The sequence below is a fragment of the Candidatus Competibacter denitrificans Run_A_D11 genome, from assembly GCF_001051235.1.
Taxonomy (GTDB): Bacteria; Pseudomonadota; Gammaproteobacteria; order Competibacterales; family Competibacteraceae; genus Competibacter_A; species Competibacter_A denitrificans.
This window is the reverse complement of the sequence record NZ_CBTJ020000057.1, coordinates 1-20,456: the sequence shown is the minus strand read 5'-3', so window position 1 is coordinate 20,456 and position 20,456 is coordinate 1. Positions and strand designations below refer to the sequence as shown.

At 63.1% G+C, this 20,456-nt stretch carries 26 protein-coding genes; 16 read left to right on the top strand and 10 right to left on the bottom strand.

All coding sequences use genetic code 11. The features are described 5' to 3' along the window. Positions 1-161: 161 nt before the first annotated feature. The 14 genes from BN873_RS12425 to BN873_RS12360 all read left to right on the top strand — a co-directional run bounded on the left by BN873_RS12425 (position 162) and on the right by BN873_RS12360 (position 8,233). Positions 162-893: an RNA polymerase sigma factor gene (locus BN873_RS12425; protein ID WP_048674136.1), complete on the top strand. Its 732-nt coding sequence runs from the start codon at positions 162-164 to the stop codon at positions 891-893. Beyond that, on the top strand, positions 890-1,267 hold the full coding sequence (locus BN873_RS12420) for a hypothetical protein (RefSeq protein WP_071244183.1): 378 nt from the start codon (positions 890-892) through the stop codon (positions 1,265-1,267). Before BN873_RS12425 ends, BN873_RS12420 begins: the two co-directional genes overlap by 4 nt. Positions 1,268-1,366: 99 nt before the next feature. Further along, entirely contained in the window at positions 1,367-1,636 is a 270-nt protein-coding gene (locus tag BN873_RS12415; protein ID WP_048674134.1) for a ribbon-helix-helix protein, CopG family, read from the top strand. Then, the gene (locus tag BN873_RS12410) at positions 1,617-2,027 is read left to right on the top strand and encodes a type II toxin-antitoxin system VapC family toxin (protein ID WP_048674131.1); all 411 of its coding nucleotides are present in this window, start codon (positions 1,617-1,619) and stop codon (positions 2,025-2,027) included. The genes BN873_RS12415 and BN873_RS12410 overlap by 20 nt, the downstream gene beginning before the upstream one ends. Positions 2,028-2,286: 259 nt before the next feature. Continuing rightward, positions 2,287-2,715 carry a CesT family type III secretion system chaperone gene (locus BN873_RS12405; RefSeq protein ID WP_048674129.1) on the top strand — a complete coding sequence of 143 codons (429 nt, stop codon included), beginning with the start codon at positions 2,287-2,289 and terminating at the stop codon, positions 2,713-2,715. A 17-nt stretch (positions 2,716-2,732) separates the two neighbouring features. Continuing rightward, a complete protein-coding gene (locus BN873_RS12400; protein WP_048674128.1) occupies positions 2,733-3,557 on the top strand; it encodes a DUF4124 domain-containing protein in 825 nt (274 codons plus the stop codon). Between the two features lie 19 nt (positions 3,558-3,576). After that, entirely contained in the window at positions 3,577-4,812 is a 1,236-nt protein-coding gene (gene sctD, locus BN873_RS12395; RefSeq protein WP_048674127.1) for a type III secretion system inner membrane ring subunit SctD, read from the top strand. After that, positions 4,809-5,048: an EscE/YscE/SsaE family type III secretion system needle protein co-chaperone gene (locus BN873_RS12390; protein ID WP_048674125.1), complete on the top strand. Its 240-nt coding sequence runs from the start codon at positions 4,809-4,811 to the stop codon at positions 5,046-5,048. The genes sctD and BN873_RS12390 overlap by 4 nt, the downstream gene beginning before the upstream one ends. A gap of 24 nt (positions 5,049-5,072) precedes the next feature. Then, positions 5,073-5,294, top strand: a complete 222-nt coding sequence (locus tag BN873_RS12385) for an EscF/YscF/HrpA family type III secretion system needle major subunit (protein ID WP_048674123.1) — start codon at positions 5,073-5,075, stop codon at positions 5,292-5,294. 17 nt (positions 5,295-5,311) lie between these two features. Beyond that, positions 5,312-5,686, top strand: a complete 375-nt coding sequence (locus tag BN873_RS12380) for a hypothetical protein (protein WP_048674121.1) — start codon at positions 5,312-5,314, stop codon at positions 5,684-5,686. A 12-nt stretch (positions 5,687-5,698) separates the two neighbouring features. Further along, complete coding sequence (sctI, locus tag BN873_RS12375) at positions 5,699-6,133, top strand: type III secretion system inner rod subunit SctI (protein WP_048674120.1); 435 nt, start codon at positions 5,699-5,701, stop codon at positions 6,131-6,133. 6 nt (positions 6,134-6,139) lie between these two features. Beyond that, positions 6,140-6,931, top strand: a complete 792-nt coding sequence (gene sctJ, locus BN873_RS12370) for a type III secretion system inner membrane ring lipoprotein SctJ (RefSeq protein WP_071244180.1) — start codon at positions 6,140-6,142, stop codon at positions 6,929-6,931. Continuing rightward, entirely contained in the window at positions 6,921-7,622 is a 702-nt protein-coding gene (locus BN873_RS20425; protein WP_048674118.1) for a SctK family type III secretion system sorting platform protein, read from the top strand. Before sctJ ends, BN873_RS20425 begins: the two co-directional genes overlap by 11 nt. Beyond that, positions 7,601-8,233, top strand: coding sequence for an HrpE/YscL family type III secretion apparatus protein (locus tag BN873_RS12360; RefSeq protein WP_048674116.1), 633 nt, complete (start codon positions 7,601-7,603; stop codon positions 8,231-8,233). The genes BN873_RS20425 and BN873_RS12360 overlap by 22 nt, the downstream gene beginning before the upstream one ends. Here the strand turns inward: BN873_RS12360 and BN873_RS12355 are convergent. The 10 genes from BN873_RS12355 to BN873_RS12310 all read right to left on the bottom strand — a co-directional run bounded on the left by BN873_RS12355 (position 8,230) and on the right by BN873_RS12310 (position 18,179). Continuing rightward, on the bottom strand, positions 8,230-10,317 hold the full coding sequence (locus BN873_RS12355) for a DAHL domain-containing protein (RefSeq protein WP_048674115.1): 2,088 nt from the start codon (positions 10,315-10,317) through the stop codon (positions 8,230-8,232). The two genes, BN873_RS12360 and BN873_RS12355, sit on opposite strands and share 4 nt — an antisense overlap. Next, positions 10,317-11,366, bottom strand: coding sequence for a cytochrome-c peroxidase (locus BN873_RS12350; RefSeq protein ID WP_082161263.1), 1,050 nt, complete (start codon positions 11,364-11,366; stop codon positions 10,317-10,319). Before BN873_RS12350 ends, BN873_RS12355 begins: the two co-directional genes overlap by 1 nt. Before the next feature lie 150 nt (positions 11,367-11,516). Then, the gene (gene sctB, locus BN873_RS12345; RefSeq protein ID WP_048674113.1) at positions 11,517-12,398 is read right to left on the bottom strand and encodes a type III secretion system translocon subunit SctB; all 882 of its coding nucleotides are present in this window, start codon (positions 12,396-12,398) and stop codon (positions 11,517-11,519) included. A gap of 29 nt (positions 12,399-12,427) precedes the next feature. After that, positions 12,428-13,435 carry a type III secretion system translocon subunit SseC family protein gene (sctE, locus tag BN873_RS12340; RefSeq protein WP_048674111.1) on the bottom strand — a complete coding sequence of 336 codons (1,008 nt, stop codon included), beginning with the start codon at positions 13,433-13,435 and terminating at the stop codon, positions 12,428-12,430. Then, positions 13,428-13,940, bottom strand: coding sequence for a SycD/LcrH family type III secretion system chaperone (locus tag BN873_RS12335; RefSeq protein ID WP_048674109.1), 513 nt, complete (start codon positions 13,938-13,940; stop codon positions 13,428-13,430). The genes sctE and BN873_RS12335 overlap by 8 nt, the downstream gene beginning before the upstream one ends. 18 nt (positions 13,941-13,958) lie before the next feature. Next, positions 13,959-14,465, bottom strand: coding sequence for a hypothetical protein (locus BN873_RS12330; protein ID WP_048674107.1), 507 nt, complete (start codon positions 14,463-14,465; stop codon positions 13,959-13,961). A 62-nt stretch (positions 14,466-14,527) separates the two neighbouring features. Beyond that, positions 14,528-14,839, bottom strand: a complete 312-nt coding sequence (locus BN873_RS12325) for a hypothetical protein (RefSeq protein ID WP_048674105.1) — start codon at positions 14,837-14,839, stop codon at positions 14,528-14,530. A 126-nt stretch (positions 14,840-14,965) separates the two neighbouring features. Next, positions 14,966-15,430 carry a type III secretion system chaperone gene (locus BN873_RS12320; RefSeq protein ID WP_048674104.1) on the bottom strand — a complete coding sequence of 155 codons (465 nt, stop codon included), beginning with the start codon at positions 15,428-15,430 and terminating at the stop codon, positions 14,966-14,968. A 68-nt stretch (positions 15,431-15,498) separates the two neighbouring features. Continuing rightward, the gene (locus tag BN873_RS12315) at positions 15,499-16,086 is read right to left on the bottom strand and encodes a hypothetical protein (RefSeq protein ID WP_048674102.1); all 588 of its coding nucleotides are present in this window, start codon (positions 16,084-16,086) and stop codon (positions 15,499-15,501) included. Positions 16,087-16,226: 140 nt separating this feature from the next. Then, complete coding sequence (locus BN873_RS12310; RefSeq protein ID WP_139031712.1) at positions 16,227-18,179, bottom strand: hypothetical protein; 1,953 nt, start codon at positions 18,177-18,179, stop codon at positions 16,227-16,229. 223 nt (positions 18,180-18,402) lie between these two features. On the opposite strand from BN873_RS12310, the gene BN873_RS19920 reads away from it, so the two are divergent. Further along, positions 18,403-19,179 carry a hypothetical protein gene (locus BN873_RS19920; RefSeq protein WP_139031711.1) on the top strand — a complete coding sequence of 259 codons (777 nt, stop codon included), beginning with the start codon at positions 18,403-18,405 and terminating at the stop codon, positions 19,177-19,179. 4 nt (positions 19,180-19,183) lie between these two features. Then, positions 19,184-20,456 (top strand): hypothetical protein (locus BN873_RS12300; RefSeq protein ID WP_048674097.1); only part of this gene is annotated, 1,273 nt, incomplete at its 3' end.

The window sequence follows — 20,456 nt, the reverse complement described above, 5'->3', positions numbered from 1 at the left end:
GGCTCGCTGAAACACTGTTTGCAAATTTATTGCATCCGCCATGATTTTTATATCAACCGCCATAAAAAATTCTTTGACTAACATGATCCTACGATAACTGGCCGGCATCCTTCAACGCCAATGAAACGGGTTTTTCATCCACTCAAGCGTTGGAGGTTAGCATGGCACTCACGGCAGCAGTCGAACTCAAGAGCAAGGTTTATGCGCGCAACGGTTCCGGCAAGAAGGCCGATCACCCGCTGGGCGAGCGTTCCATTCGAACGGTCGCGCCCGGCCAGCGGCTGCCGTCGCAACCGGTGGCGCGCGTCCTGGCCTTGGTTCCGCCTTCAGCGCAACCGGCGTCTGCGGCCGACGCAATGGCCGGGACCGCCGTCGCCAGGGCGATCCCCAAGACCGAGGAACTACCCGGCGCCTTGATCGAGGCCCAGCGCAAGCGGATTTTTTATTTCATCCTCAAGCACGTCAAAAACCATCACGACGCGGAAGACCTGACGCAGGAAGCCCTGCTGCAAGCCTATCTCAGTTTCGCGTCGTTTCAAGGCCAGTCCAGTTTCTGCACCTGGATGACGGGCATCGCCTTGAATATCGTGCGCAATTACCTCAATCGCGCCCCACAGCGCCGCCATTGCTTCGTGGATGAGGAGGCGTTGCAAGACGTGGCCAGCGATGTGGGCGATCCGGTGGCCGAAACCCATCTGGCGCAGTTGCTGGAACAGTTCGAAGAAGAACTGCCCAAACTAGCCCCTCGCTTGCGAGAAGCGCTGGTTTTGGTGGCCGTGCGCGGCTTGTCCTACGAGGAAGTCGCGCAAGCGCAGAACACCACGGTGGAAAACGTCAAGAACCGGCTGTTCCGGGCGCGGCAGGCGTTGCGCCAAGCGGTGCTGGAAGCATGAACGCGCTCGCTCTCGCCAACGACGGCGCGGCGCCCCAAATCCAAGCGCGTACCGGTCGGTTCATGACGCCCGGACGGATCAAGGCACAAAACCGCCGCTTCAAGGGCAGCGGCGGCGTCAGCCAGGAAAATCGCGGCGGCGGTTTTCTACCGGCGTTCGCCGACACCGCCACCGGAGCGACTTATCCGTCGCGCTTCGCCGACGGCAGGCCCGCGCCCATCCATCTTTTGGACGGGCTGCCGGACGAATGGGTGGTGGCGCGCTCCACCAACGGCCGGGTGACGGCGGTGAAAGACTCCGTGGTGGCGGGTTTTCTCCGCGCTGGCCGGTTCTATACCCGCGCGCAGGCGGCCGAGGCCATGACCCAACACTGATCGGCAACGGGTGAGAAAATAAACCGGGACAAGCCAAAACCGCTGGGTCGGCCGGTCGATGTGGTGTATTATTTACCGTAATACAATTAGGGGCAGACCATGCGCATGATCTCTGTTCGACTGGACGACGCCACCGACGCGCTATTGCGCCAAATTTGCGCGAGAACCGAGCAATCCCAGACCGAGGTGATCAAAACCGCCATCGCGGTTCTGGCCGAACGCGAGGAACCCACGCCCGCCGCAACCGCTGCCGCCATGGAGCTGATCGGCTGTTTCGACAGCGGAGAAGGCGATCTCGGCCGCCATCACGCCCGGCACCTGCGCGCCCGATTGGCGGCGAAGCGCCAACGTGTCCAGACTGTTGGTTGACACCGGTCCCTTGGTGGCTTGGTTGGATCGCCGCGACCAGGATCACGCGCGCGTTACGGCCTTTCTGACGGAATTTCGCGGCCGGCTCTCGACCACATGGCCGGTATTGACCGAGGTTTGTCATCTGATTCCCAGCCATCTGGTCCCTCGCTTTCTGCGCTGGGCGGCGGTGGCGGTTGAAGTGCACGATTTGCCGGCCACGGCGCTCGCGGACATCGCCGCCCGAATCGAGAAGTATCACGACTTACCGATGGATTTGGCGGATGCTTCCCTGGTTTGGCTGGCCGACCGAACCGGCGCGACCGATATCTTGACGCTCGACAAACGCGATTTCGGCGTTTATCGGCTGAGCGGCGGACAACGGTTTCACAACGTGTTGGCGTCTGCTTAGGCCGTCGAACTCCAATCTCGCTTTTCCAGCCGGACGGTTGCTCACTCAGGAAACCTTCCTCTTCGCATCAGGCGCTCGTCCATGTCCGCCATGCGCGCCATCCCGCCGTTATTGGCCCGGTTGCCCCATCAAAAATGCAGATGCGCGCACCCCGCTCTAACTTTGCTCCATCCGCCGTTACCCATCCAGTAGGCCAGCACGCACGCCGCGCTGGCGGATTCAGACCAGCGGCGCAACCGGCGCGAGGAGCGGCAGGCTCATGCACTTCAACGAGGCGATGCAACAACTGGCGGATCGAATCGGATTCGATGGGCTGCGTCCCGACCCGCGCGGCGAGTATTCGCTGGTCTTTGACGATGATCTGAAAGTGCGCTGCGCGCCGATTGGCAAATCCCTATTGTTGCGTGGCTCCATCGGCCCGCGGGCGACCCATCCGCCACAAGCGGAGGATCAGTTGAAAAAGCTGCTGCGCCACAGCTTGGCGACGATGAAGGACCACCCGGAAATCGTCAGCCTCGATCCCGCCGGCGACGAGTTCATCCTGCACCGAACCCTGGCGCTGGAAGACGCGCGCATCGACGATCTGGAACAGGCGCTCGGCGATTACCTGAACCGCCTGGAATACTGGCGGCGCTTGTGCGGCGGGACGGCCCGGCGCGAGCCGGCGCTACCCCTGCTCTTTCCCTGATTTGGAGGACGCTCGCCATGAAAAAGTCGAAGCCGCTGCGCGGGTTGCTGGCCGCGAGTTTGTTGGGTCTGGCGACCTTCGGCGCGTGGGCCGCGCCGCCCTCCTGGAGCGCGACCCCCTTTTCTTATTACGCCGTCAACGACGATATCGCCGAGGTGTTGCGCGGCTTCGCCGCCAGCCAAGGGATTCCCGTGGTGGTGAGCGACAAGATCGCGGGCAAGATCAACGCCCGTTTCAACCAACTGCCGCCGGGAGATTTCCTACAGCAACTGGTTACCGCTTACGGGCTGGTCTGGTATTACGACGGCCAAGTGCTGTACGTCTACCGCGCCGACGAGATGCGCTCGCGCATCGTCAAGCTGAATTTCTATCCCGTCGCGCGCTTCCAGAAGACCCTGCAACAGCTCGGCATCCTCGACGACCGCTTCACTTTTAAGCCGGTCGCGGACGAGGGTATCGTGTTCGTTTCCGGCCCCCAACCGTTTCTGGATCGGATCGAAGAGATGGGCAAGACGCTGGACGCCAGCTTCCCGGTCAAGGCTACGGCCCAGGCCGACGCGGTTTACCGCTGGACGGACGAAACCGGGCGCGTTAACTACAGTTCCGAGCCGCCGCCGGAAACGGCGCGCGCGATCAAGACGCTGGCGATTGAGCCGACCGCAGCGGGACGGGCCACCGGCGCGGTGGAGATGCAACGGCGGATCGAGGACTACAACCGTTATCTCCAGGCGCTGGACGGCATCAAGGCTTCCAACGCTGGCCTTAACGCCAAGGCCGCCGCCAATTCCGGCGTCGGCGCGCTAGTCGCGCAAACGGCGACGGCCGCCGGTCCCAAGCCCTGACCGCGCGGGCGCAAAGGCCATGAGCGACAGCCGCCGGCGGTTCATCCTGAAATTCTTCTCCGGCCCTCACGCCGGGGCGGAAGTGCTGTTGCCACCCGGCGATTATGTCCTGGGCGGCGCGGAGTCTTGCGAGATCGTGCTGCACGATGCGGCGGTCGCCCCGCGCCACGCCCGGCTGCGCCTCAGCGCCACGGAAATCCAGCTCAGCCCGCTGGAGCGTCCCGTCACGGTGGCGGGCCGGCCAATCGAGGATGAAACTTCCTTGGGTTTCTGCCAGCTCGCGACGCTCGGCACGACCCATTTCGCCGTCGCGCCGGAGGGTGAACCGTGGGAACCCATCACGCTTCCCGACTTGGCTCCGGCGAGCGCGCCGCCGACGCTGGCGGAGGCGCCGGCCGTGGAGCCGACCGTTCGGCCGATAGCCGCGACCAGCGACGACCTTCCGAATTCAAGCCCGGCCCGGCGACCGAAACCGCCCGCGAAAAAGCTCGCCTCTCTGGGCGGTATCGCCGTCATCGCCGGCGGCCTGGCGATCATGCTGTTTTACGGCAACAGCCCGCCGACCGCCGCCTCGTTGCCGGAACCGCGCACCCCGTCGCCCGCAACGGAAAACCAGCTCCGGGCGCTGCTGGCGGAACTGAAAATCGACCACGCGCAACTCACCCGCTCGGAAAAGGGCGATTGGCGGCTTGAGGGCTATGTCGCCGACGCCGAGCAAAAACGGCGCTTGAGCGCCGCCTTGCAACAGCGCGGGCTGAGAGTGCGGTTGCAGGTCTGGTCGGCCGATGAGTTGCTGGAATCCGGCCGCGCCGTCTTGAACGGTTTGAATTTACCGCTGACGGTGAGTTACGGCTCGCCCGGCGTGCTCCGCTTGAACGGCGAGACCCGCGACCAACCCAGCCTGACGCGCGCCGTGGAGACGTTGCGGCGCGACATCCCCGGTTTGCGCGAGCTGGACAATCGGGCGACGGTGGCGGCGGGTCGAACCGCCAGCGCCGCCACGAACGCGGGTTCGGCCGGCGGTCGCACCCTATCGCCCGCACCCGCGACCGGCGCGCCGCGCACCCCGTCGCCGCTGGCCATCAAAAGCGTGAGCCTGGGTGCGGTCCGGTTCATCGTCACCACCGACGGCGCCAAATATCTGGAGGGCGCGAGCCTGGGCAACGGCTACGTCCTCAAGGCGATCCAGGACGACGGGTTGATCCTGTCCGACGGGGATCGAGACATCATCCAGGACTTCGGGAGAAGCTCATGACCTCGCCACAAACCGCCCACTGTTTTCCCTTGGAAGACGAACTGCAAGCCGACGGCCAAGGCGTGCTGCGCCGGCTACTTCTGGAGGATCTGAGCCAACAAGCCGCCCAGATCAAGCGCGTTCTCGACGGGGGCGTCGCGCCGGCCGAATTCGAGCGCGTCTATAACCTGCATAACGCCATCAACGCCGCCGCGACCGTGGTGGAGAAGGTTTGGCAGCGTTTCCACCCCGCTTAAAACCGCTTTTGGGAGCCTCGCGTCATGAGTTTCGACATCAGCACGATCAACAGCACCTTGGGATCTATCGTCGACCAGCAAAACGACCGGCTCGGTCAACTCTCATCCAACCTGAACCCGGACAACACCGCCGACTTGCTCAAATTTCAAGCCGAGACCAACCGCTTCAGCGTGGTGGTCGGTTTGCAAAGCGCCGCTATTAAGACCATCGGCGATGCGGCGCGCGGCATCGTTCAGAAAATCTGAGCCGGAGCAAACGCACCGTGAACGCCAGCGAACAGCATGTGAAGCAACTGACGGCCATCGGCTTCCTGGCCGTCGGCCAGGGGTTAAACGCCGAGGGCGAAGCCATCTTTAACGGCCTTAAAGTCTATCGGCCCGACAGCGAATATCCCTTGATCGGTCTGGCCTTGAACCATATCGGCGCCCGTCGGCACGACGCGGCGCTGTCGATCCTGACCGGGCAAGCCCTGAAGATCAATCCGGCGAGCGCCGTCGCCAAGTGCTTCGTCGGTCTGGCGCTGAAGCTGGCGGGCCGCGCTCCAGAGAGCGAACGGTGGCTGAAGGAGGTCGTGGCGACGGCGGACGACCGGGACGCCAAGGCGCTAGCCGAGAATCTGTTGAGCGAAGCGTCTTAAGGATTGATCGCCATGATCGAGAATGCGGGCGTCAAACAAATCGTCGAGCGCGTTGCCGAACAGGCGGCGGAAGGCCAGCAGAGCGTCGCGTCTAAGCCAGCGGATCTCAACGATACCGCCCGCTTTCAAGAAGCCTTGAATGGAGCGCAGCAGACCGCGCCGGCCGAAGCGTCCGCCGAACCCGCCGCAATCGCAACAAGCCCGGTCGCGCCCACGGCGTCAAGTCCGGGCGATTCCATCCTGCAATCCCTGCACAAGATGCGTTCCGATTATCGGGGAGCCATCGGCAAGGTGGAAAACCTGAGCCAAGCGGACGCCAATCCGTCGATGCAGGATTTGCTTAGAGCACAGATGGAACTCAATCAAGCGTCGATGCAGGTCGACCTGACCGCCAAAGTCGTCGGCAAAGCGACCCAAGGCATCGAAACCCTCATCAAGAGCCAATGAAACGCCATGCAAGCCACTGACCTCGGTCGAACTCTTCAGCGCGCGGCGCGGCGGTCATGGTGGCCGCTCCTCCCCGTCCTCCTGCTGGCCGGTTGCAAGGTCGAACTGTACTCCGGCCTGCCGGAGCGTGACGCCAACGCCATGTTGGCGGTGCTGCTGCGCCACCACATCGACAGCGACAAACAGCCCGGCAAGGAAGGCGCGGCGACGCTGCGGGTCGACGAGGAGCGCGTCGCCCAAGCCGTCGATCTGTTACAGGATTACGGCTATCCGCGCGACAAGTTCGACAGCATCGGCGCGCTGTTCCCCAAGGAGGGCCTGATTTCCTCGCCGCTGGAGGAGCGCATCCGCTACATCTACGCGCTGTCGCAAGACGTTTCGCAAACGCTGTCACAGATCGAGGGCGTGATCACCGCCCGCGTGCATCTGGTGATGCCGGAGGGCAAGCCGTTCGACAAGACCATCATTCCCGCCTCGGCCTCGGTCTTCATCAAATACCGCGAAGGAACCGAGCTAGCGGCTTTCGTGCCGCAGATCAAGATGATCGTCAACAACGGCATCCAGGGGCTGACCTACGACAAGATTTCGGTGGCTTTATTCCCGGCGCCCGCCGACGCGCTTAGCGACGCCCCGCCGCCGCTGGCCGAGGTCGGTTGGCTGCAACTTGCGCCGGGATCGGTCGCGTCCTTCTGGTTGCTGGTCGGAACGCTGCTGGCGCTCGCGGTCGGCTCCTTGTCGGGCAACCTCTATCAATTCCTGCGTCCGAGAAAGCGCGCGGAGCCGTCAAGTGCCAGTTGATCGGCCCGATCGCCTCCGCTCACCCGCCGCGCCCGGCGGCTTAGACCGACGGCTGGCGGCGGCGATTGTGGAATTCAATTGCTTGCCCAGCCGTTACGCCCACGACAGTTGGTTCACCGCTCTGCCGCACGGCGCGCTGCTGCTCAGGTTGCGCGAATCGCCGCGCGTCGCCCAACGGCTGTCGCGCCACCTGCTCGCCGCCTGGGGTTTGGAAGGACAGTACTGCTTCGATTTCAGCGCGCCCGCGACGCGGCTGGCTTTGCTCGATAGTCCCACGCTGACGCAACTGGTGCTGTACGCCGGCCTGACCGCCACGGCGGCTTACGTCCGCCAGACGGTGGAACGGGATAAGGTCGCCGCGCTCAAGCAGCGCTTGGGCGAGCCAGCGTTTTTGTTCGCCCTGAAACGCGCGCCTTTTCTCGGCGGCGTGGCCCCCTTACCCGCCGCGCTGCACCGCGTGTCGCCGGACGCCTTCCACCGGATCACGCTGCTCGCCGGTCTGCAATGTCTCGCCGCCAGCCTGAAGGGGCGGGAGTGCGCCCTGCGGCGACGCTTGCTGTTCAAGTTTCCGCACGGTTGGGCGGCCTCGTTCGCCTCCAGCAAAGCCATGCCGTCGCCGGCCGCCAGCGCGCGCTTGTTCGATCAACTGCTTTGGGAGCTTGCACCACAATGGGCGCATTTAGCCGCGTGACCCCGCTCGAATTCAGACCCTCGCCCGACCGACGCGTGATCAAGGCGGCCGATTATCTCGCTTACGCCGAAGCCGAGGCGATCATCGCGGCGGCGCGCCAGCAAGCCGAAGCGATCCAGCGCGAAGCCGAGCAAGCCTATGACGCCGAGAAGCAACGCGGCTATCGGGACGGCCATGAGGAGGGCAAGCTCGAAACGGCCGAACAGATCATGGACGTGCTGGGCGCGACGGTGGAGTTTTACGCCGGCATCGAGCAGCGCACCGGCCAGATCGTCATGCAGATGCTGCGCAAAATCCTCGGCCAATTCGACAACGAAACGCTGACCTACCAGATCGTGCGCAACGCGCTCACCGCCGTGCGCGCCCAAAAACAGGTCACGCTGCGGGTCGCACCGGAACAAGTCGAGGCGCTCAAAGCCCGGACGGACACGCTGTTGCACGGCTTTCCCAGCATCCATTTCGTCGATGTGGTCGGCGACCGCCGCTTGAACGCGGGCGACTGCATCCTGGAAACCGAGATCGGCGTGGTGGACGCCAGCATCGAGGTCCAACTCAAGGCGCTGGAACGCTCGCTGGCGAAACGGCTGGGCCAGGACGAGGCGGCGGCTTAGCGACCGCCGGATTCGGGTGGTTTTCGGCTGACGCCAGCGGGTGTCCGGGCCAGCGCCCGCGCCGCGCACTCGTTCAGTTCACGGCTCAACAGCGGCTTTTTCAGGATTTCCTGGATGCCGTGCTGGCGGGCCTGTTCGGTGAGCCGGGCATCGCTGCGCCCGCTGGCGAGCGCGATGGGAATATCGGGCCGCAGCCGCCGGATGGCCGCCGCCAGTTCCAGGCCGCTCATGTCGGCCATGACTTGATCGGTGATCACCAGATCGAACCGCCGGGGCGCGGCCCGAAACGCCGCCAGCGCCCGCTGGCCGCCTGCGACGCCGATCCCCTTAAAGCCGAGCGCGGCCAGCATCGCCTCACCCAACTCCACCAAGGCCGGTTCGTCATCGACGAACAACACGGTCTCGCCGCGCCCCAGAGCGACCGCCGGTTCCTCGCCGAGTTCCACTCCCGCCCCGGCCTCGGCGCGCGGCAGCAAAACGGTGAACGTGCTGCCCTGCCCCGGCGTGCTGGCCGCCTCAATCGCGCCGCCGTGATCGCTGACGATGCCGTGGACGATGGCCAAGCCGAGACCGGTGCCCTTGCCGGTTTCCTTGGTGGTGAAAAACGGCTCGAAGATGCGGGCCTGAGTTGCCTGATCCATGCCGCAGCCGGTGTCGCTCAGGCTGAGCCGCAAGTAGCGGCCCGGCTTGAGCCGGGGCAGGTCGGCGTCGGCCGGCAGCTCGACGGTCGCCGGCTCCAGCCGGACGGTGATCGTGCCGCCGTCGGGCATGGCGTGGGCGGCGTTCGCGCCCAGATTGATGATGACTTGTTGCAGTTGGTCGGCGTCGGCCTCGACCCAACCGCTCTCGACGCGCAAGGATTCATCGATGGCGATGGTGGCCGGCAGCGAGGCCCGCAGCAGTTGCACCGCCTCGCTCGCCACCCGTTGCAGCTCGACCGGTTTGCGCGCGCTTTCGCCGCGCCGGCTGAAGGTGAGGATTTTGCCGACCACGGCGCGGGCGCGCTTGGCGGCGGCCAGCACTTTTTCCAGTTGCTGGCGCGGGCGCGAATCGCGCGGCAATCCCGCCAGCACTAGTTCGGTATAGCCCAGGATCGGCGCTAAAAAATTGTTGAACTCGTGGGCGATGCCGCCGGCCAGAGTGCCGACAGCTTCCATTTTCTGGGAATGGCGCAAACGCTGCTCGCTCTCCCTGAGCGCCGCTTCCACTTGCCGGCGTTCGAGCATTTCCCGTTGCAAGTCGGCGTTGGCGCGGCGCAAGTTCCGGGCGTTCAGTTGCAAGCGGGCGAACAGATGGATCAAGTAACCCAGCAGCAGCACCGCGATACCGTACAACAACAGGCGGAAGATCCCGGCGCGCGCCTCGGCGCGGTCGAAGTGGCCATTCACCCTATCGCGCAGCGCCCGCACGCCCGCGGCGGTCGGCGCATCGACGATCTGACGCAGCAGGCCATCGGCCCGGGGCAAAAAATCCACGATCAGCCGGCCGTGGATGACCAAAAGGTTGAGATCGGCCCGGAACGAAGCCGGCGCGGGCGGCAAGCGGTCGAGGATGGCCTTGATCTCTTGGCCGACATGCGCTTGCGGTGCTTCCATGTACCGCAACATGGCGTGAGACAGCACGCCGACTTCCGCCGCCAGCCCCGTTTCCGACGCCGCCAGGGCCGCGCCGCGCAGCGCTTGGCCGGCGGTGTTGAAATACATCAACGAATTGCGCAGCAGCGCGTTGTCCGATTTGAAATAGTCCACCAAGGCCGTTTTTTCGGCCAGGGCGGTTTCCAGATGTTCGAGCGCGCCGTCGGAAGCGACGAACTCCGCCCCGCCGGCGTCGGTCGCGCGCAAGGCCCGCAGCGCCCGTCGCAGATCGTGGCGGCCTTGCGCCAGCGAATCGTAACGCCGCAGCAGGCCGGCGCGGGCGAGCAACACGTCGCGGTTGAGCGCGGTGTCGCTGACCTCGAAGGCGAACAGCGCCTCGTGCAGCCGGGTTTCCAAGGCCGCATCCGGCCCCCGGCTCTGCCACCAGACGGCAGTCAGCAGCGCCAGCAACGCGACCACGACCGACAGCGGCTTGAGATACGCGCCCATCAGCGCCGTTCCGGCGCGGTTCCCGCAAACGGCCGCCCGTTGTATTCCCCGGTCAGGCTGCGCAGAAACTGGACGATCAGGCCGATTTCGGTCGGCGCTAGATTTCTGCCCAACTGCACCCGCGCCATGGTCTCGACCGCCTCCTCCAGCGTGGCCGCCCGGCCATCGTGAAAATACGGCGCGGTCAGCGCCACGTTGCGCAGGCTCGGCACCCGAAACACCCCGCGATCCCGTTCGACCTGGGTGACCTTGTAGCGTCCCGGATCGGGCGTGGCGTCTTGGGCGGTCGGCGTCAGCACGTCTTCGAACACGCCGAACTTCTGATACATATTGCCGCCGACGTTGGCGCCTTGGTGGCAGGCGATGCAGCCATAGCCTGAAAACAGTGCGTAACCTTGCCGTTCCGCCACGCTCAGCGCTCCGAGTTCGCCGCGCAAGTAGCGGTCGAAACGGGCGTTGGGCGTGATCAGGGACCGCTCGTAGCTGGCGAGGGCGCTCAGGGCGTTGGGCTTGGTGATGCCGTCCGGGTAAGCGGCGGCGAAGGCGCGCACGTACCCGGCGTCGTCCTTGAGCCGGGCCAGCAGCTCCGGCCAGTCGGCCCGCATGATCTTGGGGTTGAGCAACAGTTGGTCGGCGTGCGCTTCGAGGCTGTCGGCGACCCCATCCCAGTTGTAGGAAAAATTGAAGGCGACATTGAAAATGGTCGGCGAATTGCGCGCCAGCGTCACCCCGTCGGCGGTCTTGGCACGGGGCAAGCCGTCGCCGCCGCCGCTGTCCAGGTGATGGCAGGCGGTGCAAGCCATGTCGCGATCTTGAGAGAGCCTCGGGTCGCGAAACATGCGCTCACCGATAGCGGCTTGAACGGGGTCCACCGCGATGGTGAGCGGCAGCGGCACGATGGCTTCGTGATGGTCGGCGACGGTCGCGGGCGGAACCGGCGCTTGCTGGGCGAAAGCCAGTCCGGCCGCCAGCGACAGCGCGGCCAACGCCCGGCGCGACCCAAAGGTCGGCCGGCCGTCGCCCGTTTTGCTCTCGCTCGCTCGCCGCACCGGTTCACCTATCTCTAAAACCCAACGTCCCCACCGCTCAAAGACCGTCAGAGCGCATCAAAAGAGGGACGCTTGAGGGAGTATAGCCGACACGGCGGATTTGGCGGGATGCGGCGGGCTTCTTTTTGACCGAGAAAACGCTCGGCGCGCTCAAGCCCGCACGATCTGCTTCACGGTGTCGCTGTTCGATTGCTGGATCGCCGCCAGCCTGCTCAGCACGTCCTGGATGGTTTGCTGCATGTTCTGGTACAGCTCGTTGGCCGTATCGACCTGGGCTTGATCCTTCTCGGCCTGGGTTTCATGTTCCTTTTGTTCGGTCTGCGCCACCGACGCGCCAAAACCCAGGCCGGCGCTACCGATCTGGCCCGCACCCTGCACCCCCGACGCGATGCCGCCGAATTTCATGCCGACCGCTTGGGCTTGCGTTTGCGCCGTGGCCGGATTGAGGCTTTGGCCCACGCTGGGGCTTTGGCTCACCTCTAAATCGCTCAGCTCGATCGGTCTATTCGGAAGGCGTTCGCTACTGAAGCCTTTTAACGCATCGCTGGACGCTTTCAACGACTTGAGGCCGCCGGCCATGTTGAGAGCGCCCGACCCGATGGTCGCCACACCGCCCACAATGCCCGCCACCATCTGATAAACGCCCGCCTCGCGGATTTTATCGGCGGCGTTCTGGAGTTCCTGGAATTTGGCCTCGCGCTCGGCGGTACGAATTTCGCTGGCCGTTTTGCGAGTTTCCAGGGCCATTTTAAAAAACAAGTTCATGAAGGCAAAAACATCGGCTTGAACCGACTCGCTCAGATGGGCGATACGCTGAGTGGTCGCGCTTAAATCGCCCGCCGGGCCTTGGCCTTCGGGTTCGGGCAAGCCGGATAAGGACAGCTTGTCGCGGCGGCTCAGGTCTGGGCCTCCACTGTCGCTCGCGACGTCCGACACGACGGTGGCCTTGCCGGCGGCGGTGGCCGCGTTCTCGCTCGGTTCGGCGTCGCCGTTAATCCGTGGGCCGGTGTAATGCGTGTTGATCGTGGTCACTGACAATCTCCTGCTGCGCCGCGCGGGCGTCAAACCATGTTCTTGGCGATCTGGACGGTGGTGGTGTTTTGGCTTTGCATCATGCTGAAAACCCGCGTGACGCCCTCATCCATTTCTTGCAACATCTTTTCGATGCGCTCCATTTCGTCATCGATCAGGCTTTGCGCTTTTTGCAGCGCGGCTCTGATGCTTTGGGCATCAGCCTGGGCATCGCTCGCCTCCTTTTGGAGCACGCCCGAACCGATCTGCGCCGCACCCTGACCGACCGCTGTCACGCCTCCGGCGACCTGGGCGGTGGATTTGACGACTTGAGCCACGGTCGCGGCGGTTTTAACGGTTTCGCTGGCGGCGTTGGCGGCGGCTCCCGCGCCAGCCCCGAAGCTCAGAACAGCGGCAAGGATCGACAACGCCAGCAAAGTCGCCTGGATGCCTACGGTGACGCCCATTTTTTGATCGTCGTTTAGGCCCTTCATCAACTCTTCCATTTTGCCGCTTTCCTGCAAGCCGGTCACGGTGACCGTCGCCGCCAGCGCGACCATGCCGACGACCAAACCCGCCACCACCGGCGCGGTCGCGCCAGCGGTCAGCACCGTGGCGACGGACGCCGCGACCATGGCGATGGCGGAGAGGCCCAGCGCGATCCAACTGAAGATTTTGCCGATCTCGCCGGACTTTTTCGCCTCGGCGGCCTTGGCGGTGAAGTCCTGAAGCGCCTTGATCTGCTCCTGGAACCTCTGTTGGTTGTCCGCGCGCCGCGTCTCGATTTCGGCTCTGCTGCCGGCGAGCTGGTTCTCGGTCAGTTTCGATTTCAGCGCCAGCAATTGCGTGACGAGGCTGGAGCTATCCAGCTTGGGCGCTTCCAATCGCGGCTGGCCGATCCCGCCGTCGCTCGCGGCTGACGGCCCGGCCTCGGTGGCAAGTGCCGGCGGTGGGACGCTGGCGGCGCTCCTGCTGCTCCGAATCAGCTCGGTTTCCAGCAACTGCAAATCTCTCGAATTCAAAATTCTGGGGTCGAACAAGCCGATGGCGTTATCCATGTCGCGCCTCCCGCTTGGTTTTGACCGCCTGCAACAGCACTTCCGCCCGCGAGCGCGCGGCCTGGTACTCCGGTTTGTCACCGGCCCAGTGAACGGCGGCGAAAAAGCCGCTCTCGGCTTCCTCCAGCTTGCCGAGCGCCAGATAACAGTCCCCGGCGTGCAAGGGCGGGTACGGGTTGGCGACATCGAGCAACGCCAGATAGGAGTAAGCTTTGATCGCGCCGTCGAAATCCTTGCGCATCTGGCGGCTGGAGCCGAGTCCCATCCAGTTTTTCTTTTCCAGATGGTCGTAGAAGCACAGGAACGTGAACATATTCTCGGCGTCGGCGTATTTGCCCTGGTTGTAAAGGCTGTAACCGACGCTGTAAATGGCCTCGAAGTCTTGGTGGTCCAGGCCGCGAATAGCGCCCAGGATGCCGCCGGTGGCGAGAAGAGCGTCGACGATTTTGCCCAACTCCTCAGCTCCAAAACCGATGACTTGCGCGGTTTGCTGTGTGGCTGCCATGAGTGACTCCTGGGGCGCTCAGCGCGTGTTACCGATGATGTCGTTCTTGATCTTGGAGTCTTTCTGCAACTGGTTGGTCGTCAGTTCGAGCGCTTGCTCGCGCTTGTTATTGAGGTTTTGCACCCGGATAAAATCGAGTTCCGACTGGCTGTTCAGCTTGTCGGTGAAATTCTTCAAGCCCTGGATGGCGACCTCCCATTCGTCCTTGGTGTTGATCATATCGTTACCGGTTGTGTCGTATTTAATGCCGTTAGTGTCAAAGAATTTCTTCATGTCGGCACCACCATTCGTGGCGGTATTATTTTGCGCCGCCTGATTTTTTAGCTGTTGCACCCTGGTCAGCATGTCGTTGGCCTGGGCGATCAGGGCATTGCGATCCTGGATGGCCTGCGCTTGCGCGCCGAGCTGTTTGTCGAGCAGATCGACGCGCTCTAGTTGGAGCGCCAGCACCAATGTCGCGTAATCCATGCTCTGACCGTCCACGATAAAAGTACCGCCGCCGACGCTTTGCACGCTGTTGCTCATCTGTTCGTATCCTCTTTAAAAAGTTGATTCGTACCGCGATGTTCTATTTCGGGCGTTGTTTTCTAAATCCGCATGGCGCGGAATTTGGGCTTGGCCGACTCGCGAGACGCGGATCGGGCGTTGGCCAGATCGCGTTCGATGTCGCGTTCGACTTCCTGGAGAAACTGTTCGAGTTCCTGCTCGGCCTTGGCTTTTTGCCCGGGCGACAGGTTGCCGCTTTCCAGGAAGCGCTTGGCCGAGCCGCGATTCAGCCCGTGCTGTCGGTACAGGCGGTCGGTTTCGTCCAGCATGGCCTGGATTTGAGCCACTAATTCCTGGCCTTTGCGCAGGATTTCCTGGGAAACGCCCTCGGGTTCTCTCGTTTCGGTGTTCATGGTCCTTACCTTGCGGTGGTCGGTGAGAAGTCCGCTGCTTGCGCTGGACTCGCTTTCTTGAGTAACCCGTGCGCGGCGGAAGTTAGTTCGCCCGCGAAGATTCGGCGCGGGGTGCGAGGTGTTGGCTCAGGCCCGAATAAAGCCGCTCATGGCGTCGCTCGCGGCCCTATCGACGGCGGGCGCATCGGTCGATTCGTTCAGTTCGCCGCCGGCGAGCTTGTCGCTCCAAGACTCCAGATGAGCGACGAACGCTTCCAGCAAATCGGCGAAATCCTGGTAATCGGTATCGGTCATTTTCAACGTGCGGTTCAACACCACCTCGCCGTGTACGCCGTCCAGCGCGAACCACGCCCCGCCGGTGTCGCCGCCGAACAAATTCGCCGCCAGCAATCGCTCGTAGAAGGGTTCTTTGTTTTCGGGCGGAACCGGGCACAGCACCGAATAAAGGTGGACGGTATCGTTATCGGGGCTGGCTTCGATATCGACCGCAAAGCGCTCGTCGAACACCAAGCGGCAGACGCCCTCGTCGTTGAGGGTGACGTTCAAGCCCATTTGGTGGCCCAGTTCGGCCAGAACATCGCGAATGTTCATCGGGGGATTCCTCGGCGGTTGAGGGAGGACAGGGGCCGCATCTCGTCAGGCTTAACTGATGACACAGCCTAGAGCTTGATTTTTCCGGCGCGCAGGTCTTGCACCGCCGCCACGGCTTGCGCCAGGGGCGAACCCGGCGGCCGCCAAAATTCCACCGGCGGCGCGCCCGGCGCTTTGAGCCAAGCGCAGCCCGGCTCCACGAACTGGCTATCCGTCACCACTAGCCTGACGCCGCCGGGAAGCGCCCGCGCGGCTTGCGCCCCGGCCAGTTCGGCGGTCAGGGTGGCGGCGAGCGCGAAAGCCTCGCCGACGCGCGCTCTCGCCTCGTCGGGGTCGGTGTAAGCCCCGCCCCAAGGCAGTTGGATGAACAGCGCCAGCGGCCCTTGCACCAGGTAATAATGCAGCGCCCACGAGTTGATGCCGTGGCCGTCGAAACCCAGGAGCGCGTAATCGGCCACGGGCTGTTCGTACACCGCGTCGCGGAACACGTCCAGGGCATACGGTCCCGTTTCCGGATCGCGCGTGCCGAAAAGCAGTTCTTCAAACGGCCGCATTTGATCCGCTAGCGCGGGGGGCAACTCCGGGAACGGCAACCCTTCGGTCGCGAACAGCGCGCGCGCCTTTTGAAGACCCGGTGAAATGTATCGTTGCGTCATGGTGTTCTGCTCTTTGGAAGATATCTCACAGAAGGGTTGGCGTGGATTTGCTGGGAATCGTTTAGGGATGGGTTTCGTGCGGAGCACGAGACGATTTTTTCATAGCCAATTTCTCTCGATCTGAGCCTTATCAATGATTCTCAAAATTTACGAGCAGCGATTTTTTTATCGCGCGCCACATAACTGTTGGTGGGATCGTTCAGTCTATTACCCACTTCTTTGCTGCCCCATTGATCGGGGTTGATAAAACGGCCTGCTTCAAAACGGCCAGCTTTTTCGAGAGCGTCGATATGTTCCTGTATCCCGATCAGGCGTTTTTTGGTGGCGTCAATCTCGTTTTGAGTCATCAAACCGTTCAAACTCGCCTGAAGTTTCTCTGGCGTTAGTTCTCTAAACGCTCTGGCCATATCGGTATCGATGACAGGCGGCAGCCTGAGACCTCTCAATACTCCTTTTAACCAACCCTTCCCTAGAGCGATTTGATTGGGATGGGTGATCTTGTCGCCGAATGACGCATCGTTGTCGATGCCAATCACCTGCTTACCGCTACCATCGGGATGAGCCTCGATTAGATAGTTGCCGGGATGACGATCCACTTGGGCTGTCAAACCGTCGAGCCATTGGAGTTTCGTCAGTTCGCGGCGCACTGCTGGATCGTCAAATAGCGCTGGAGGCGAATCGCGGCCCGCTAGGCCATTCGCTTTCGCCATTACCGTGCCCACTGCATTGTTGCCATTTGTGCCGAATCCGGTACGGGGAATAACTTTGAAGCCTAGCGAATCGTTAAGGATAGAGGAGGCGATATTACGCCCACCCAGTTGCGGGTCAAACGAATCGATTCCGCTATATGCGGCGGCATTACCTATTTTGAGGGCGATTTGCCGACTCAAATCAGGCGACTTCTCAGGTTTGAAAATACCGGTGAACAATGAACCGTCTGAAACTTTATAAACACCTTGGTAAACTTTATTGATTTCGCCCTTGCCAAATTCCACCATATTTCCTTGTAAATTTTCGGCCTTGAAATCTCTGATGATGGTTTTATCGTTAACCGATATATTCAATCGCTGGTACTCCGCTCGGAGCGATTTCGCCTTATCTAAAGTGAAGCCAGCGTAGAGCTTTATCTCGCTATCGGTGAATCCTTCTTTTTTAAACTCCGCTATGTCTTCCAGTTTTCCGCCAGCCCGACGAAAGTTCACCATCTGATCGGCGCTGAATCCTTCTTTTTTAAACTCCGCCATGTCTTCCGGTTTTCCGCCGGCTTGGCGGAAACTCACCATCTGATCGATGTTGAATCCTTCTTGTTTGAACGCTGCTATGTCTTCCGCTTTTCCACCAGTTTGGCGAAAGCCGACCATCTGATCGATGCTGAATCCAGCGTCTTTAAACGTGGGAATCTCTTCCGGCGTCCCGCCGGCGCGGCGAAAGCTGGTTAGCTGATCGGCGTTCATGCCGAAACGCACTTGATCGGAAAGGTCGCGCAGGTTTTCAAGCTGTGTCAAGCGAGCGCCGAGGGGCTGGCGTTCGCTGGGGGTTTTGGCTCGCACCTGTTCCCATTCAAGCTGCTGCAAGGCCGAGCGAATGTTTTCATGCGCGCTTTTCAGCGTTTGAGGGTCCGACTCGGCGGCGTACTGCTTGAACCGTTTCTCTAGAAGCGCGTTGTAATCTACTCCCCGGCTGGTAGCCGATTTGGCGCTGCCGGGAAGCGCGTCCAAGCGGCGGCAGAGTTTGGCGAAATCGACGCCGTAGGTGTCGTCGGGCTTCATTGCGTCCATTAGCTTGCCGAACGCCTTATCGAAGTTTTGGACGCCGCGCGCGATGCCCGCCTCCGCGCGCTGTTCGGAATTGCTGCGAACGTAGGTAACCGCTCGGTCCAACAGATTCTTGGCTTTGTTGGCGAACCCGGATTCCGAGGGTTGAGCGCGCGGCCCTTGCGCCTGACCCATCTGAACCGCGCGCCCTCCAAGCTGCCCCGGCGCTCGCGCGTTGTCGAATGGCTGGGTAATGAGCCTATTGATTACGGTGGAGTCGGTTATCTTGTACGTCACGGCGAGGATTCCTGGAAACAGAAGGATTCGCTTGCGGGCCATCGAGCCAATACCGACCCGCTTTCACCCCCTGAGTAACCCCGTTCGCCTCAAAGTTAGCGAGGCCGCCCGCTCCCCGCCGGTTTCGATTCGCTCCCGGTTTCCGGCGCTAACTTTGCCCGCCCCAGCGTTACCCATCAGCCAACCGGACGATCGCGCAAAGCGTTCCTCCCCCCGATCCGCGCGCACGCGGCGAAACACCACCCGACGGGCCATCAATCACGCCATGATCGCCAAGCTTGCTGTGACTATCATCGGAATCATCGCCCTGGCCCTCGGTCTGACCGTGCTGCTCGACGCCGTTAAGTTCGAGCGCGCCTTGTCGGAACAGGTCGAATCGCGTTTCGCGTTCGTGGTGGAAGAACTCAAAGCGACCGCCGAAACCGGGTTCGATCTCGGACTTACGCTAGCGAACATGAAAAACATGGAATCGGTGATCGAACGCGAATTGCAAAGGGACGACCGCATTCTGTCGATCACGCTGTTCGATCCAGAGAAAGTGCTCGTGCACGCCGGCAAGGATCGATTCGCCGCCAACCCGCCGGAAGCGGGAACCTGGCGGCGGCGGACGCAGGCCACCCCCGTCGGCCGCTGGCGCGGCGAAACGCCGGCGGCTTGGCAAGTCGGAATCGGCCTCACCGACACGGCCGGCCGTCCAGCGGGCGGCATCGTCCTGCAATACGACCGCGCGTTCTACGACCGCGACATCCGGCAGACGCGCACCGAACTCGCGCGCGTCGCCGCGATGCTGGGGCTGAGCGTCACGCCCCTGGTGTTCGTCGCGCTGTTTGGCCTGTTCCACCGCCTCCACGGCAGCCTCGCGCGCATTCGATCCGCGCTGGATCGGTCGATTTCGGACCCGCGCGCCGCCGCTTTTCGGCCGCGCGCCGCCGCGCCGCTCGAACGGCATTACGCCGCCGCCGAACACGGCATTCGGGAGGCTTTGGCGATGCTCGATTCCCGACGAGCCGGGCTGAACCACGCCGGCGCGGCCAGAGAGTAAACCCATGAACCACGACCTCCGGCCAAGACCCGAGCCGCCGGCTCGCCCGGTGCAGACCCGGCTCGTCCCGTTGACCTCGGTCACCCTGCTCTTGCTGCTGCTGCCGCTGCTGGGCGTGTCCTATTACGCCTTGGTCGCATTCGAACGGAAGCTGCTGCCGGAAATAGAACAAAAAGCCGTGCGCGTTGGACTGTCGGTCGACGGCGAAATCCGCAGGGCGCTGGATTTCGGCATACCGTTCGCCAAGCTCGAAGGCATGGCGCCGTTTTTCGCCGCCAAACTTGAGGCGGTTCCAGACCTCGCCTATATCGCCGTCACCGCGCGCGACGGCGCGGTCTTGTACCAGCACGGCCGGCTCGATGCGAAGCAACGGGAGTATCTGGCCGCCGAAACGGCGGAGGTTTTGGCGGCCGGAACGCCGCTCGGCAAACTGATCCCGCACTACCGCTTGCCGGCCGTGCTGGAAACGCTGCTGGAAACGCTGTCGGGCGCTCCTCCAGCTCCGCCCGCCGCCCGCCCCGACGGCGGCGATTTTTACCGCATCGCCTTGCCCGTCGGTGCGCGGGAAACCGATGGTGTCATCCATCTCGGCATCGACGCGCGCACCGTCGCCGGTCAGATCGAGGCGATGCTGTTGGATATCGCCATCGTCCTGGCGGTCGCGGTCGTGGCGGCTTTCGAACTGCTGCTGCTGGTCGCCGTCAGCGGCATCTCGGAACCCTTGCGACAGCTCGACGCACTGCTGCAACGCCTGGGTCGCGGCGATTTCAGTCGGATGTTGGCGGAGGCGGCGCGTGATCGCTTGGGCCGTTTGGGGCGTTCGCTCAACGCGCAAATCGAACGGGTCAACGCCGGTTATCGGGCGGTATTACGGTCGCAAGCGGCGACGGTTGCCGAGCGTGCCAAGACCCCTCCGGCCGCGCTCGCCGGCGAACCCGACGCCGGGGCGATCTCGGCAAGCGTCCCCAGCGCCGACACCCCGCGTGTGGCCGGCCTGATCCCGGTGCGTGCGGCGGCTTTCCTGCTGCTGTTCGCCGAGGAGTTGACGCGGCCGTTCTTCCCGCTCTACGTCCGGGAACTGGCCCCGTCCATCGACGGGTGGTCGCGCGACTGGCCGGCGGCGTGGTCGATTTCGCTGTTCGTGGCGGCGCTGGCCCTGTTCGCGCCGCTGGCGAGCGCGTGCTCGGCCCGCCTCGGCCGCCGCCGCCTGTTCCTGTGCGGCGCGCTGCTATCCGGCGCGGGGCTGATCGGGGCCGGCTTCGCCGGCGGTTATGGGG

What these genes read in the sequence shown, in the direction of transcription:
- BN873_RS12425 (WP_048674136.1), top strand. Translation starts at nt 162, where the DNA reads ATGGCACTCACGGCAGCAGTCGAACTCAAGAGCAAGGTTTATGCGCGC.
- BN873_RS12420 (WP_071244183.1), top strand. Translation starts at nt 890, where the DNA reads ATGAACGCGCTCGCTCTCGCCAACGACGGCGCGGCGCCCCAAATCCAA.
- BN873_RS12415 (WP_048674134.1), top strand. Translation starts at nt 1,367, where the DNA reads ATGCGCATGATCTCTGTTCGACTGGACGACGCCACCGACGCGCTATTG.
- BN873_RS12405 (WP_048674129.1), top strand. Translation starts at nt 2,287, where the DNA reads ATGCACTTCAACGAGGCGATGCAACAACTGGCGGATCGAATCGGATTC.
- BN873_RS12400 (WP_048674128.1), top strand. Translation starts at nt 2,733, where the DNA reads ATGAAAAAGTCGAAGCCGCTGCGCGGGTTGCTGGCCGCGAGTTTGTTG.
- sctD (WP_048674127.1), top strand. Translation starts at nt 3,577, where the DNA reads ATGAGCGACAGCCGCCGGCGGTTCATCCTGAAATTCTTCTCCGGCCCT.
- BN873_RS12390 (WP_048674125.1), top strand. Translation starts at nt 4,809, where the DNA reads ATGACCTCGCCACAAACCGCCCACTGTTTTCCCTTGGAAGACGAACTG.
- BN873_RS12385 (WP_048674123.1), top strand. Translation starts at nt 5,073, where the DNA reads ATGAGTTTCGACATCAGCACGATCAACAGCACCTTGGGATCTATCGTC.
- sctI (WP_048674120.1), top strand. Translation starts at nt 5,699, where the DNA reads ATGATCGAGAATGCGGGCGTCAAACAAATCGTCGAGCGCGTTGCCGAA.
- sctJ (WP_071244180.1), top strand. Translation starts at nt 6,140, where the DNA reads ATGCAAGCCACTGACCTCGGTCGAACTCTTCAGCGCGCGGCGCGGCGG.
- BN873_RS12360 (WP_048674116.1), top strand. Translation starts at nt 7,601, where the DNA reads ATGGGCGCATTTAGCCGCGTGACCCCGCTCGAATTCAGACCCTCGCCC.
- BN873_RS12355 (WP_048674115.1), bottom strand. Translation starts at nt 10,317, where the DNA reads ATGGGCGCGTATCTCAAGCCGCTGTCGGTCGTGGTCGCGTTGCTGGCG.
- sctE (WP_048674111.1), bottom strand. Translation starts at nt 13,435, where the DNA reads ATGGATAACGCCATCGGCTTGTTCGACCCCAGAATTTTGAATTCGAGA.
- BN873_RS12335 (WP_048674109.1), bottom strand. Translation starts at nt 13,940, where the DNA reads ATGGCAGCCACACAGCAAACCGCGCAAGTCATCGGTTTTGGAGCTGAG.
- BN873_RS12330 (WP_048674107.1), bottom strand. Translation starts at nt 14,465, where the DNA reads ATGAGCAACAGCGTGCAAAGCGTCGGCGGCGGTACTTTTATCGTGGAC.
- BN873_RS12325 (WP_048674105.1), bottom strand. Translation starts at nt 14,839, where the DNA reads ATGAACACCGAAACGAGAGAACCCGAGGGCGTTTCCCAGGAAATCCTG.
- BN873_RS12320 (WP_048674104.1), bottom strand. Translation starts at nt 15,430, where the DNA reads ATGAACATTCGCGATGTTCTGGCCGAACTGGGCCACCAAATGGGCTTG.
- BN873_RS12315 (WP_048674102.1), bottom strand. Translation starts at nt 16,086, where the DNA reads ATGACGCAACGATACATTTCACCGGGTCTTCAAAAGGCGCGCGCGCTG.
- BN873_RS12310 (WP_139031712.1), bottom strand. Translation starts at nt 18,179, where the DNA reads ATGGCCCGCAAGCGAATCCTTCTGTTTCCAGGAATCCTCGCCGTGACG.
- BN873_RS19920 (WP_139031711.1), top strand. Translation starts at nt 18,403, where the DNA reads ATGATCGCCAAGCTTGCTGTGACTATCATCGGAATCATCGCCCTGGCC.